Source organism: Campylobacter sp. RM16704, assembly GCF_000816245.1.
Lineage (GTDB): Bacteria > Campylobacterota > Campylobacteria > Campylobacterales > Campylobacteraceae > Campylobacter_D.
The window spans coordinates 1,205,839-1,220,388 of record NZ_CP007769.1; the positions used below are offsets into that span (position 1 = coordinate 1,205,839).

Annotated in this window: 14 protein-coding genes; 6 read left to right on the plus strand and 8 right to left on the minus strand. The window is 28.4% G+C overall.

The features are described from left to right. Positions 1-2 precede the first annotated feature (2 nt). From gatB to CAQ16704_RS06170, 5 genes are all read right to left on the minus strand, one after another. Complete coding sequence (gene gatB / locus CAQ16704_RS06150) at positions 3-1,421, minus strand: Asp-tRNA(Asn)/Glu-tRNA(Gln) amidotransferase subunit GatB (protein ID WP_039667359.1); 1,419 nt, start codon at positions 1,419-1,421, stop codon at positions 3-5. A 122-nt stretch (positions 1,422-1,543) separates the two neighbouring features. Continuing rightward, entirely contained in the window at positions 1,544-2,224 is a 681-nt protein-coding gene (locus CAQ16704_RS06155) for a F0F1 ATP synthase subunit A (RefSeq protein WP_039667360.1), read from the minus strand. Positions 2,225-2,302: 78 nt separating this feature from the next. Beyond that, positions 2,303-3,643: a DNA repair protein RadA gene (gene radA, locus CAQ16704_RS06160; RefSeq protein ID WP_039667361.1), complete on the minus strand. Its 1,341-nt coding sequence runs from the start codon at positions 3,641-3,643 to the stop codon at positions 2,303-2,305. Positions 3,644-3,646: 3 nt separating this feature from the next. Then, positions 3,647-4,513 carry a signal recognition particle-docking protein FtsY gene (gene ftsY, locus CAQ16704_RS06165; RefSeq protein ID WP_039667362.1) on the minus strand — a complete coding sequence of 289 codons (867 nt, stop codon included), beginning with the start codon at positions 4,511-4,513 and terminating at the stop codon, positions 3,647-3,649. Next, a complete protein-coding gene (locus tag CAQ16704_RS06170; RefSeq protein ID WP_039667363.1) occupies positions 4,513-5,058 on the minus strand; it encodes a TlpA family protein disulfide reductase in 546 nt (181 codons plus the stop codon). Before CAQ16704_RS06170 ends, ftsY begins: the two co-directional genes overlap by 1 nt. 75 nt (positions 5,059-5,133) lie before the next feature. Between CAQ16704_RS06170 and CAQ16704_RS06175 the strand changes: the two genes are divergently transcribed. Genes CAQ16704_RS06175 through CAQ16704_RS06190 form a run of 4 tightly spaced genes read left to right on the plus strand, consistent with a single transcriptional unit; the run spans position 5,134 to position 9,065 of the window. Beyond that, the gene (locus CAQ16704_RS06175; protein ID WP_039667364.1) at positions 5,134-5,763 is read left to right on the plus strand and encodes a 5-formyltetrahydrofolate cyclo-ligase; all 630 of its coding nucleotides are present in this window, start codon (positions 5,134-5,136) and stop codon (positions 5,761-5,763) included. Continuing rightward, positions 5,687-7,240, plus strand: a complete 1,554-nt coding sequence (rny, locus tag CAQ16704_RS06180) for a ribonuclease Y (RefSeq protein WP_039667365.1) — start codon at positions 5,687-5,689, stop codon at positions 7,238-7,240. The genes CAQ16704_RS06175 and rny overlap by 77 nt, the downstream gene beginning before the upstream one ends. Before the next feature lie 8 nt (positions 7,241-7,248). Beyond that, on the plus strand, positions 7,249-7,812 hold the full coding sequence (locus CAQ16704_RS06185) for a DedA family protein (RefSeq protein WP_039667366.1): 564 nt from the start codon (positions 7,249-7,251) through the stop codon (positions 7,810-7,812). Beyond that, positions 7,809-9,065 (plus strand): ComEC/Rec2 family competence protein, encoded by a 1,257-nt coding sequence (locus CAQ16704_RS06190; protein ID WP_039667367.1) that lies wholly within the window; start codon positions 7,809-7,811, stop codon positions 9,063-9,065. Before CAQ16704_RS06185 ends, CAQ16704_RS06190 begins: the two co-directional genes overlap by 4 nt. Here the strand turns inward: CAQ16704_RS06190 and CAQ16704_RS06195 are convergent. The 3 genes from CAQ16704_RS06195 to CAQ16704_RS06205 are packed head-to-tail and all read right to left on the minus strand — an operon-like array spanning position 9,000 to position 11,925. Further along, positions 9,000-9,824, minus strand: coding sequence for a ribonuclease BN (locus CAQ16704_RS06195; protein ID WP_039667368.1), 825 nt, complete (start codon positions 9,822-9,824; stop codon positions 9,000-9,002). The two genes, CAQ16704_RS06190 and CAQ16704_RS06195, sit on opposite strands and share 66 nt — an antisense overlap. Then, complete coding sequence (locus CAQ16704_RS06200; RefSeq protein WP_039667369.1) at positions 9,824-11,206, minus strand: gycolate oxidase, subunit GlcD-related protein; 1,383 nt, start codon at positions 11,204-11,206, stop codon at positions 9,824-9,826. Before CAQ16704_RS06200 ends, CAQ16704_RS06195 begins: the two co-directional genes overlap by 1 nt. Continuing rightward, positions 11,206-11,925 carry a plasminogen-binding N-terminal domain-containing protein gene (locus CAQ16704_RS06205; protein ID WP_039667370.1) on the minus strand — a complete coding sequence of 240 codons (720 nt, stop codon included), beginning with the start codon at positions 11,923-11,925 and terminating at the stop codon, positions 11,206-11,208. Before CAQ16704_RS06205 ends, CAQ16704_RS06200 begins: the two co-directional genes overlap by 1 nt. Positions 11,926-12,041: 116 nt before the next feature. On the opposite strand from CAQ16704_RS06205, the gene CAQ16704_RS06210 reads away from it, so the two are divergent. Beyond that, a complete protein-coding gene (locus CAQ16704_RS06210; RefSeq protein ID WP_039667371.1) occupies positions 12,042-13,199 on the plus strand; it encodes a peptidoglycan DD-metalloendopeptidase family protein in 1,158 nt (385 codons plus the stop codon). A gap of 1 nt (position 13,200) precedes the next feature. After that, positions 13,201-14,544, plus strand: coding sequence for a magnesium transporter (gene mgtE, locus CAQ16704_RS06215; protein ID WP_039667372.1), 1,344 nt, complete (start codon positions 13,201-13,203; stop codon positions 14,542-14,544). Positions 14,545-14,550 lie beyond the last annotated feature (6 nt).

Genomic DNA, 14,550 nt, shown 5'->3' on the forward strand with positions numbered 1-14,550 from the left:
TTTTAACCAAGTTTTACTTTTAAAATTTCATTCACTTTAGCAGGATTAAACGCACCTTTACCTGCCTTCATTGCTTGACCAACAAAGAAACCAAAAAGCTTATCTTTACCACTTTTATATTCAATTACCTTATCTTCATTATTTGCTAAAATTTCGTCAATAATCTTTTCAATAGCACTATCATCACTTACTTGTTTTAAACCAAGCTTATCAATAGCTTCATCAATTTCAACTTCTGTATTTTCAAACACATAAGCCAATATATCTTTAGCTGCTTTAGCACTAATGACACCTTCTTCTATGCGTTTGATTAATATAGCTAGTTTTTCTTGCTTAATAGGTGAATTTTCTATAGTCAATTCACCTTTTAAAAGCCCCATCAACTCAGTCGTAAGCCAAGTAACACAAAGCTTTGGATTTAATTTTTGAACAATTAAATATTCAAAATACCTACAAAGTTCTAATGAAGAAACAATCACCTCGCTATCACTTTCTTTAATACCTAGTTCACTAACAAATCTAGCTTTTTTTTCATCAGGAAGCTCAGGTATATCTTGACTCAACATTTCATCATCTAAAATCACAGGTAAAAGATCTGGATCTGGAAAATATCTATATTCAGCAGAATCTTCTTTACCCCTCATACTTCTAGTTACTAAATTAACTGTGTCAAACAATCTTGTTTCTTGTATGATTTCTTGATCGTATTTTCCATCTTCCCATGCTTCACTTTGACGTTTTACTTCATACTCAATTGCCCTCTGAATAAAACGAAATGAATTCAAGTTTTTAATCTCCACTCTAGTATAAAGTTTATCATCACCCTTTGGACGAATACTCACATTAGCATCACATCTAAAACTGCCTTCTTGCATATTTGCATCTGAAATATCTAAAAATCTTATAATAGAATGTAATTTTTTCAAATAAGCTACTGCTTCATCAGAACTTCTAAGTTCAGGTTCACTAACGATTTCAAGCAAAGGTATGCCTGCTCTATTTAAATCTACCTTTGAAAAATTACTCTCGTGTATATTTTTTCCTGCATCTTCTTCTAAATGAGCTCTAGTAATACCTATGCGTTTATTTTCTCCATTTACATCAATAAACAATTCGCCGTTTTCCACGATAGGAATGTCAAATTGTGAAATTTGATAAGCTTTTGGTAAATCAGGATAAAAATAATTTTTTCTATTAAAAATACTTTTTTTATTTATAGTTGCATTAACTGCTTTCCCAAATGCTATAGCTTTTTTCACTGCTTCTTGATTTAATACAGGCAAAGCACCTGGTAAAGCTAAACATGTTGGGCATACATTAGTATTTGATTTTTCTCCAAAAGAAGTTGCACATGAGCAAAAGATTTTTGTTTTTGTATTTAATTGTGCATGAACTTCAAGTCCTATAACAACTTCAAACATTAAAATTTTCCTTGATTTTTTTTGTTTATTCTAGCGTTTTTTATTTCAAAAAGAGTTTAAAAAAGAATAAAAGAAGTTTCTTAAAAAAGAAAAAGCAAAAAATATTTCTTGCTTTTTAAAATTCAATGATGCTCATCAACTACAGTTGCACCTGCTAAATAAACATAAGTTAAAATCATAAAAATAAAAGATTGTAAAAATGCCATAAAAGTTAAAAGCATATAAGCAGGCAATGGTGCAACCCAAGGCACAAGAGCTAAAATAACTGCTAAGAATAAATCATCTCCCTTGATATTACCAAATAAACGGAAAGATAAAGAAATAACTCTTGAAAAATGTGAAACAATTTCTATAGGAAACATTAAAGGTGCTAGAATTTTCACAGGCCCCATAAAATGTGCAAAATACTTAAAAAACCCTTGAGTTCTAATACCCTCAAAATGATAATAAACAAATACAATAATTGCTAAACTTGCACTAAAATTTAAGCTAGCACTTGGGGCTTCAAAACCAGGTATAATTCCTATAATATTACTAAAAAATACAATAAAACCTATAGTTGCGACCAATGGTAAGTATTTTCTAGCAGCTTCATCACTACCCATAGTATCTCTACCCATACTTAAAATGCCTTCCATATAAGCTTCAGCTAAATTTTGACTACCTCTTGGGACAATTTGCATTGAACTTGTAGCAAGTTTTGCTAAAATCAAAGAGATTAAGACTACTATACCTAAATGAAAAAAATATGCGAAAGTATGACTAGAATCTATAAAAGAACTAAATAAAAACAAATCTTTCATTAAAAATCCTTAGCAGAATGTTCAAAGTCAGTATTATAAAAAAAATTTGCTTATATTTTAATGAAAAAATGCTTATTTTTACATCCACTCCAAAACTTCTTTTAAATCTTTTGCTATAAAGCACTTTAAGCTGAGTTCTTCCATAGGTTTAACTGGAACTATAGCATTTTTAAATTTTTGCATTTTTGCTTCTTTTAAACGCGTATCAAGTGAAAATATTTCCTTAATCTCACCATTTAAACTAAGCTCACCTATAAAAACACTATCTTTACTTAAAGGTCTATTTTTAAAACTAGAAATTATAGCTGCAACCACAGCTAGGTCAGCTCCCGTTTCATTTATCTTCACCCCACCACTTACATTTATAAAAACATCATATCTTCCGAGTGGAATTTCAAGCTTGCGTTCAAGTAAAGCTATTAACATATCTAAACGATTTTTTTCATATCCTGTGGCACTTCTTTTAGGATAAGCACTTTCACAAACTAAAGCTTGAATTTCAAGCACCAAAGCTCTACTTCCTTCCATTACTACACTTAAAGCACTTCCACTAACTACTTTTCCTCTTGTAAAAAATCTATTAGCTATATCTTTAGCACTAATTAAACCCTTTGAAGTCATTTCAAAAATTCCAATTTCACTTATATTTCCAAAGCGATTTTTAAAACCTCTTAAAATTCTCACTTCTTTATTAGTATCACCTTCAAAATAAAGCACCACATCTACCATATGTTCTAAAATTCTAGGACCTGCTATAGCTCCATCTTTTGTTATATGACCTATTATAAAAGTGCTTATATTATTTGCTTTGCAAAAACGCATAAGTTCAAAAGTAATTTCTCTAACTTGAGTTATACTGCCTGCTGCTGAAGTGATTTTATTAGAATATAAAGTTTGTATAGAATCAATGATTAAAATTTCATAATCTTTTTTAGAAAGTTCGCTTAAAATATCTTCTAAACAAAGCTCAGTTAATAAAAACAAATTCTCACAATTTGCATTTAGACGATCTGCACGCATTTTGATTTGCGATTTACTCTCTTCTCCGCTTACATAAAGTACCTTTTTGCCACTTTTAGCCAAATTTGAAGCAATTTTTAACAAAAGCGTAGATTTACCAATCCCAGGAGAACCTCCGATTAAAACCAAAGATCCAACTACAAGCCCACCACCCAAAACCAAATCAAGTTCATTATCTTGAGTGCTTATACGAGTAAAATTTTCTACTATAACATCATTGATACATACTGCAGAACTTGGAGTGCTTGAAAAAGAATTTAATTCTTTTAAAACTTTAATCTGTTCTTGTTTTAATTCTATAAAACTATCCCAGGAGCCACAATCAGGACATTTTCCAAGCCATTTACTCTGCTGATTTCCACAAGCTTGACATTCAAATAAAATTTGTTTTTTAGCCATAAATTATGCAAAAATCTCTTCAATTAAAGTCTTAACATATTCATTAGGATTAAATTCATAAATTTGACCTAATTGTTCACCCACTCCTACATATAAAATAGGAAGTTCCAATTCTCTTGCTATGCTAAATAAAGCTCCACCTTTTGCAGTTCCATCAAGCTTTGTAATAACCACTCCATCTAGCTTTATAAGCTCATTAAAGGCTTTTGCTTGCAAAATTCCTGCTACTCCCTGAGTACCATCAAGAACAAGAATTTTTCTATGAGGAGCTCCTTGCATAGCTTTATCACTTATACGAACTATTTTTTCAAGCTCATTAGCAAGATTTTTTTGATTTTGCAAACGTCCTGCTGTATCCAAAATAACCCTATCGTAATTTTTAGATAAACCTTTAGAAATAGTATCATAAGCAACTGCGGAAGGATCATGACCTTGTGAAGTAGCAATAATATCTATTTCAAGTTTTTGTGCCCATAATTTTAGTTGCTCTATAGCACCTGCTCTAAAAGTATCACAAGCACCAAGTATTATTTTTTCGCCACTTTCTTTATACAAATGTGCCATTTTAGCAATGCTCGTAGTTTTACCAACCCCATTTACCCCTAAAATCAAATCAACAAAAGGCTTTGCATTAGCAATTTGTGGTTTATCATATATAAAATAAGTTCCCATTACATGCTCTAAATCAGTCTTTTTAATCTCATCATTTGGAGGAAGATAATAAATAATTTCTTCAACTATTTCATAAGCTACATCAGCTTCTAAAAGCATTTCTTCAAGCAATTCTTTTGTAACAATTTTATTTGAAGCTTTGACTAAATGAATACCTTCTAATGTTTTCTTTAAACTATTTTTTAAAAATCCAAACATCACATTATCACTTTTTGTATATCAATATCCAGCATTTCTTCAGGTATTAATCCCAAATACTCTTTTATTTTTTCCCCTCTAGTATTAAATAATACCATAGTAGGAATAGCACTGATACTTAAAATTTTAGAAAAAACAAAATTATTTTCTCCTAAAGCTACTGGAAAGTTCATTTTGTTTTCTTGTATAAAATTAATGATTTCTTGATCTTTATTTTCCTCTAAAAAAAGTGCTATCACTTCAAACCTATCTTGATATTTCATTTGTAAATTATTTAAATGTGGAATTTCTACTTTACATGGAATACACCATGTAGTAAAAAATACAAACAATTTAGCCTTAGAATTATCATCAAAATTAAAGCCTTGTTCACTACTTTTAATAAATATTTTTCTACCATCAATAAATTTTAAAGTCAAATTAACATTACTACTTTGAGATAAGCTCGAGCTATTTAAATTTTCAGTAGTTGAATTTTCCTTATCATTTGAACACGAAAATAAAAAAAATATTGGCATAATTATTAATATAATTTTAAGTTTCAAAAATTGTCCTTATATTTTTTTAAGTTTAAAATTATAACATAAAAAGTTAAAAACTAAAGGAAAGCAAGGGAAGTTTTGACAAAAAACAATTTCAGAATAGAACAAAAAAACAAACTTAATCAAAAAATAAAATATCAATACAAGAAAGATTTTTTGGTTTTTAATGAAATAAAAAAAATATTGGCTATTTATAAAAATTGCAAAAATATTCTCATATATATTCCTCTAAAATATGAAATTAATCTTTACAAATTTAGACATTTTTTAGCGAAAAAATATCAAATTTTTGTTCCATTTATGCAAGATAAAAGTTTAAAGGTAGTAAAATTAAGACTAACTCTTGATAAGAAGAGTTTTGGGGTATATGAACCAAAAGATTCTTTTTTACAAACCCAAATAGATATTGCAATCATCCCTGTTATAGGTGTTGATGCAAATTTTAGAAGAATCGGTCATGGATATGGCTTTTATGATAGGTTTTTTGAAACAATATCTTATAAAAAACCTTTAGTTATTTTTACACAAATAATAGATGCAAAAAGTTATCAAACTTTTAGTAAAAGTCATGACATAAAAGGAAATTTTTATATAAACCCTTATAAAAAATATTTTAGGAAAGTAAAAAACAATGATAGAAATATTAGTCGCTTTAATAGCCGTTTTTACAGGTGCAGGGATTGGATATGTAGTCGCCAAAAAGATTAATGATGCAAATTTTAATATCTTTTTAGAACAAGCAAAAGCAAAAGCAAAAGCTATAGAATATGAAGCTGAATTGATACTTAAAGATGCAAAAAATTCTGTAGCTGAAGCTGAATTTGCAGCAAAGAAAAAATTTGAAGAAAAGGTTCAAAAGTTACAAAAAGAACACTCTATTAAATTGGAGGAATTGAATAAAAAAGAACAAAATTTAAATTATCAAGAAAAGCTTTATGAAGAAAACAGAAATAAATTTGTAAAAGAACAGCAATCTTTAAAAGCTTTATATGAAGAAAATGAGATTTTAAAACAAAACTACGAAGAAAAACTTAATAATGTTTTAAAAATTCTTGAACATTCAACAGGACTTACACAAGATGAAGCAAGAGAAATTATTTTGCAAAAAGTTAAAGAAAATTCAAGAGCTGAGATTGCTCATATTGTTAGAAAATACGAAGAAGAAGCAAGAAATGAAGCCAAAAGAAAAGCTAATTTTATCCTAGCACAAGCTACTTCAAGATTTGCAGGGGAATTTGCCGCTGAAAGATTAATCAATGTAGTAAATATAAAAAACGATGAATTAAAAGGACGTATTATAGGTAAAGAAGGTAGGAATGTTAAAACCTTGGAAATGGTTTTAGGTGTAGATATTATCATTGATGATACACCCGGAGCAATTATAGTAAGTTGTTTTAATCTTTATAGACGTGCCATTGCTACAAAGGTGATTGAGCTTTTAGTAGAAGATGGCAGAATTCAACCTGCAAGAATAGAAGAAATTCACGAAAAGGTTTGTAAAGATTTTGAAGATAATATTTTAGAAGAAGGACAAACTATAGTAATGGATTTAGGATTGAACCAAATTCATCCTGAAATTGTCAAACTTATAGGAAAGTTAAGATATAGAGCAAGTTATGGACAAAACGCTCTAGCACACTCTTTAGAAGTAGCACATCTTGCAGGTATCATAGCAGCTGAGTGCGGTGGAGATGAAAAATTAGCAAGAAGAGCTGGAATTTTACATGATATAGGCAAAGCATTAACGCATGAATTTGAAGGCTCTCATGTTGATTTAGGTGCTGAACTTTGCAAAAGATATAAGGAACACTCTACGGTAATTAATGCTATTTATGCTCATCACGGTCATGAAGAAGCTACTAGTGTAGAATCAGCTGCAGTTTGCACTGCAGATACACTAAGTGCTGCACGCCCTGGTGCAAGACGCGAAGTGCTTGAAGCCTTCCTAAAAAGAGTAAGTGAACTTGAAGATATAGCTAAAAACAAAGATGGAGTTAAAAAAGCCTATGCAATCAATGCCGGTAGAGAAATTAGAGTAATTGTTAATGCAAAATTAGTCAACGATGATGAATCTGTGCTTTTAGCTAAAGAAATTGCTGAAGAAATTCAAGAAAAAGTGCAGTACCCTGGTGAAATAAAAGTAAATGTCATCAGAGAACTTAGAGCTATTGATTTTGCAAGATAAGGTTTTTTATGCAAGAAATGATAGATAATCTTAGTACTTATGGTTATTTGATTTTGTTTTTTTATTCTTTTGGTGGAGGTATGGTTGCTATACTAGCTGCTGGAGTACTTTGTGCAAGCTCTACTAAACTTGATTTGCATTTGTGTATACTTTTAGCTTTCTTAGCTAATACTATAGGTTCAACCTTATTATTTGTCTTAGGAAAATATTACAAAAAAGATATAATGCCTTATTTTAAAAATCATAGAAGAAAAATTGCTCTTGCTATGATGAAAATCAAAAAATACGGTGATTTGCTTTTAGTAGTACAAAAATTTATTTATGGAGTAAAAACCATCATTCCTATAGCAGCAGGTCTTTGCAAATTTAGTTTTGTAAGATTTTTCATCATTAATACCTTAGCTAGCTTGACTTGGGCTGTTATTTTGGGTTATGCTGGTTTTGTTTTTGGAAACACGCTAAAAGAAGCTTTTGAAGTGTTTTCTAGCTATCCTTATATAGCACCTATTTTTATAATTACTTTGATTTTTATAATATGGCTTTATTTAGCACGTTTTTCTAAGAAAAAATGATTTTGAAATTCTCTATAAAAGATTCTTATAGAGAATTTTTTATTTTATTATTTTGTTTTTTATGTATTTTTGGCATTAATTTAACTTACGAATTTAAAAAATATCAAAATTTTAAAATATCAAAACACTTGCTATTAAAAAATAATATAGTTTTATCAAATTATTATAAAATAAATAAAAATGGCAAGAAATATCAGGTTTTAAAACTAAAAAACTCTGATTTTATCTTTTATACCACTAGCTTTAAAGAACTCAATATAAGTCAAAATGATGTAATAAATCTTAGAATTATCACTAAAAATATCAACTTTAAAGATTATCTTAGTAAAAGCTTTTTTGTACCAAGCTATGACTTTAATATAACCAAAGTAAAGAAAGAAAAAGCTATTATCGAATACTTTTTAAATCAACATCACAATGAAAAAATAAAAGAATTTTATGGAGCTTTGTTTTTCGCAAAAAATATTTCTTACGAACTTAGAAATGATGTAAATTACTATGGAATTGCACATTTAATAGCTATAAGCGGCTATCACTTAGGCTTACTATTTACATTTTGTTTTTTTATACTTGCACCTTTATATGCTTTTTTTCAAAAACGATACTTTCCTTATAGAAGTTTAAAATTAGACCTTAGTATTATTGCCTTTATCTTTCTAATCTTATATATATTTTTAATAGATTTCACACCTTCATACACTAGAGCATTATGTATGGCTATATTCGGATTTTATCTTTTCAGTAGAGATATTAAAATTCTAAGCTTTAAATTTTTATTTTTAAGTATTATTTTTTGCATAAGTATTGTTCCAAAATTTCTTTTTAGTGTTGGATTTTTATTTTCTTGTTTAGGTGTTTTTTATATTTATCTATATCTTCATCATTTTAAAAATAAATTTTCTAATTTAACTCATATTGTATTATTAAACTTTTGGACATTTCTGGCAATGATTATACCTGTATTATATTTTTTTCCATTACTTAGTTTTCAACAATTTTTAGCAATACCTTTAAGTGTTATATTTGTTATATTTTATCCATTGGTATTATTTTTACATCTTATTTTTTGTGGAGATTTGCTAGATGTATATTTATTAAATTTTTTTGAAATAAAATTTTATAGTATAAATTTTTCTATTTCTTTTGGATACTACATACTTTATTTAATTTTATCTTTTATATCAATTTTACATAAAAACCTGGCTCTTTTTGTAGTTTCTCTTGGGTTTATTCCCTTTATTTTCTTGATTTAAAAGTAAATACGTTTTTAATCCTAAAAGATAAATAATCCAAGAAATATAAATCCATAAAAAGAAAAATAAAATTACAGAAAAAGAACCATATACATTTAAATAAGTTTTATTATATACAGCATAATAAACAAAGATCATCTTGGAAATATACCAAATCACAGAAGCACCAAAAGAACTAAACAAAAGTGCCTTTAAATCACCTTTTTTGCTAACCGAACTAGAATAAGATACAAAAAATAAAGCCCAAATAATTACATAAGGCAAAACTTCAAAGAAATTCAACGCAATATTAAATTCATCTAAAGTTTTTTGTATAAAACCTGAAATATAAAAACTCACTCCAAGTCCCAATGGAGTTAAGGTTGCTAAAGTCCAATAAGAACTGATACTATGCCAAAGACTTTTAGAATCTTCTTGTAAAAGTTTATTAATAACATAATCATAACCTGAAAAGAATGCTAATGAAGTTAAAGCCATAGCTAAAAGTCCAATTAATCCTAAATTTACACTATTTTTTAAAAAAGTATTGATATATTGTATGATTACATCTTGCTGAGTTGGAATTAAGAAAGTAAAAATTAAATTTTTAATTTTTTCCTGATATATATCAAAACTTGGAATTTGAGTAAAAACCCAAAAACATAAAAATAAAAGTGGTATCAAAGATAAAATTGTATAAAAACTTAAGGCCGCAGCATAATTTAAAATTTCTTTATCTCTTAAAGCTAAAAGAATTTTAAACAAACTTTTAAAATTCATCAAAGTCCCATTTTAAAAGGATTAAGTATATTATTCGGATCAAAAGCTTTTTTAATATTTCTCATTAAATTCATCTCAGCATCACTAAAAGCAAGTTTCATAAAAGGTGCCTTTGAAATTCCTATACCATGCTCTCCACTTAAAGTTCCACCCAAAGAAACAGTAAGTTTAAACACCTCTTCTACCGCTTCATAGCCTTTTTTTACTAATTCAGGATTATTCTTATCACTTACCATTACATTAGTATGTACATTACCATCACCAGTATGGCCAAAACAAGGAATTTTAAAACCATATTTTTTAGAAATTTTAGCTATACCTTTTAAAAGCTCAGGTAATTTTGAACGTGGCACGGTAATATCTTCATTAAGCTTTAAATTTCCATATATTGTTATACTTTGAGAACAATTTCTTCTAGCAAACCAAATATCAGCCGCTTCTTGCACATCTTTGGCTATTTTAAATTCTCTTACATTTGATTCTAAAAAACTTTCTCGTAAAACTTTTAAATCTGCTTCCAAAGCTTCTTCAACATTACCATCTACATCAGCAATTAAAATCGCTCCCGCATCTATAGGTAAACCTTTTTGAAATTTTTCTTCTGTAGCTTGTATGCTTAATTGATCTAAAAATTCCATAGAAACAGGGGTTACACCTTTAGCCAAAGTTTTATAAACAGCATTCATAGCATCATCAATACTATCAAAAATTCCCATAGCAGTTTTTTTAAATTTAGGCAAAGCAACCAATTTTAATGTAATTTCACTAAGCACAGCTAAAGATCCTTCGCTTGCTATTAAAATTCCAGCTAAATTATAACCTGCTACATCTTTTATAGTTTTTTTACCTGCTCTAATAATCTCACCACTTGGTAAAACAGCCCTAAGAGCCATAACATAATCTTTAGTTATTCCATACTTAGCAGCTCTCATCCCTCCTGCATTTTCGCTAACATTTCCTCCTAAAGAAGAATATTCCATACTAGCAGGATCAGGCGGATAAAATAAACCATACTCTTTTATCTTTTTTTGTAAAGTCATATTAATCACACCAGGTTGTACTACTGCAACTAAATTTTCAAGATCAATTTCTAAAATTTTATTCATATGTTTTTCAAAACTTAATACAATACCACCATTAACTGCTAAACTTCCACCAGTAAAACCACTACCCGAACCTCTAGGAGTAACTATGATTTTATTTTCATTGCAATATTTTAAAATTTGACTAATATCATCTTCATCTCGTGGAAAAAGCACTCCATCGGGTAGATAATGTTTTCTAGTAGCATCATAACTATATGCTCTTTTATGGACAGAATCAAAGTGGGCATTTTCAATCCCTAAAAGTTCTTGAAAGAATTTTTGATGAATTTCTTGCATTATTTTTCTCTAGTTAGGCTAATTAATTTTTCATAATATACATAATAATTTCCAATTGCTTCATCATTTAGACTAAAAATATCACTTTTATAACCTGTAATTCTTGAATAAAATGGAACTTGTAAATTCTGAGCTTGTGGGATAGCAAATTCTTCGATCTTACCAAAATCTTGACAATCAACCATCTCAGCTTTCTTTTCCAAAGCTACCACTAAAAGTCCAACGGCATTTTTTGAGCAAAAAGATCTAAAGTCTGATCTTCTTGGAGTTTGGCGATATTCTTGTATCATATGTGCACCAAACAAATCAGGATGTAAAAAATAAAGTCCATTTAATTTTTGTGCTATAAAATCATACGTACTTTTATCAGGAGCTATAATTAATGCTCTATCGTATAAATAATTTAAAACTATTTTATCGCCTATTTGTGGTAAAACATTTGGCAAAGGCATTGCATCTTGAGTTAGCATATCAAAAACTTTAAATTGCAATTTAATATAACCATTTTCTCTCCCAATAACACTTGCCCTTGCAATAATAGATTTTTGTGTATCAATCTCATGTACTACTATACCACTTGAATGTAATAAAATCCTAGAATCATCTTTTATATAACCATAAATATCATCTACTCTTTCAAGTTTTGCCTGTATTAAATCAAAACTTTTAGCTTGTAAAAATACCAAAAGACAACACAGTGTTAAAATAACTCTTGACAATTTACACTCCTTAAAAATATCTAAAAGTAAATTATATTGTTTTTTCCTTACAAAATTGTAAGAAAAATTAAGTAAAATACAAATTTATGTTTAAATTTTACAAGGTTTTAAAAACTATGAAAAAAATATTTATATCATTATTTATTTCTATAAAACTTTTTGCAATATCAAGTGTTGAAGAACTTTCTTGGGAAAATGGAAAGACTCTACTAGATTTTTTACAAGATCATTCCATATCACTTAATTTATATTATAACCTTGATGCAGAAGATAAAGAACTAAGTGCAGAAATTTCAAGTGGTGTAAAATATCAAATGTTAAAAGATGAACAAGGTGAACTTGAGCAGGTTTTAATTCCAATTAGTGATGATTTACAAATCCATATTTATAAAAATATTGATAATAAATTTGTACTTAATTTTACTCCTATTTCTTATACTAAAGAAACAAGGACTTTATATGTAAAAATCAACAATTCAGCTTATCAAGATGTTTATGATGAAAGTGGAAGTGTAACCTTAGCAAGAGCTATGGTACGTGCATTTAGAAATAGTGTAGATTTTAGAAAGGCAAAAAAAGGCGATAGTGTTGTTTTAATTTATGAACAAAAAAGAAGACTAGGAAAACTTTTTGGAGATATTAATATCAATGCGGCATTAGCAAATATTAGAGAAAAAGAATACTCAGTCTTTTTATATAAAGATTCCTATTATAATGCCCAAGGAAAAGAGCTCGAAAATTTCTTTTTAACTAAACCAGTACAATATACAAGGATTTCAGACCGTTTTACTAGAGCAAGATATCATCCTATTTTGAAAAGATATAGAGCACATTTAGGTATTGATTATGCTGCACCTACCGGAACTCCAGTTAAAAGTGCAGGAGAAGGAATAATTAGCTTTGTCGGCAACAAAGGAGGTTATGGTAAAGTGGTACAAGTAAAACATATATCAGGATATATGACTTTATATGCCCACCTTAGTCGTTTTGCAAAAATAAAACGTGGTCAAAAAGTTAAACAAGGACAAGTAATAGCTTATGTAGGATCTACAGGAATGAGTACGGGACCACATTTACATTTTGGACTTTATCTAAATAATAAAGCAATTAATCCTGAAACTATAGTAAAAATTCCAAAATCAAGTTTAAGTGGAAAAAGTAAAGAAGAATTTTTAAAAATAGCAAAAACATATGAAAATCGTTTGCAAAATATTAATGAAGATTTTATAAATCCACCAAAAGAACAAAATATAGAAAATTTCATGGAGTTTTGAAATGCTTAATGATTTTTTAGAAGCACAAGAACTTTTAAAAAATATATCTAAAGAACAAAGTACCTATCAGATTAACGAAGCTTTAAAAACCATCAAAAGATATGATGAAAATATTTATTTACAAACTTTAAAATCTTTAGACACTTTTACATTAGCAAATGTTACTACAATAACTCCTGATCATATTCTAGAAGATATTTTAGAACATTTAAGCATTATTAAAATAGCCAAAATTGTAGAAGAATTAGAAAGTGATGATGCAACCGATTTAATCAAGCGTATCGAAGAATTAAATCTAGAAAAAGCTTTAGCAATACTTAATCGTTTAAGTTCTGAAGATAAAGAAGAAATCTTACGTTTAAAAAATTATGATGAGAATACTACCGGTGCATATATGCAAACAGAAATTTTCACAGCTTCAATTAATGAAAGCATAGAAAAAGCCATTAAAAGATATAGGATTTTAAAACATTCTGGACAAGTAAATCAAATTTTTCAAATATATATAACAGATGAAAAAGGTAAGTTATGCAACTCTATCAATCTAAGCGATCTTTTACTTTGGGACTTCAAACTAAGCTTTGCAGATATTATAAAAAATAATAGTGAAAAATATAAAAGTTACAGTATAAAAGATCATGAGGATATACAAAAAGCTATTGATATAGTAGAAGATTATGATTTAAGTGTTTTAGCAGTTGTTGATGATAATGGAGTACTTTTAGGAAGAATTACTTATGATGATATTCATGATCTCATTCAAGAAAATGCAACTGAGCAAATTTATAATTTAGCTGGTGTTGATGAAGATGCAGAGGAAGAAAGTGCGTTAAAAGCAGCTAAAGCAAGAGCTTTTTGGCTAATGATTAATCTTACCACTTCTCTTATTTCAGCAAATATCATCAGTCTTTTTTCAGGTGAAATAGAAAAGCTTGTTGCCCTAGCTGTACTTATGCCAATTGTAGCTTCTATGGGAGGTAATACAGGATCTCAAGCTTTAGCAGTAACAGTTAGAAAACTTTCACTTAACGAAATTGAATTTAAAGATGCAAAAAAAGTTATTTTAAGAGAAAGTGGAATTTCTTTGCTAAATGGATTTATTTTTGCTAGTATTATGAGTGTTATAGCTTTTATATGGTTTAAAACAGCTTTATTGGGGCTTGTGATAGCTTTATCGATGCTAATTAATCTAACTTTAGCTGGTTTTGTAGGTTCATTTGTACCTTTAACTTTAAAAAAATTTAAAATTGACCCAGCAGTTGGTTCAAGCGTAGTTATTACAGCTATTACAGATGGATTAGGATTTTTTAGCTTTTTACTTTTAGCAAAAATGATATTATTATAACAAAGG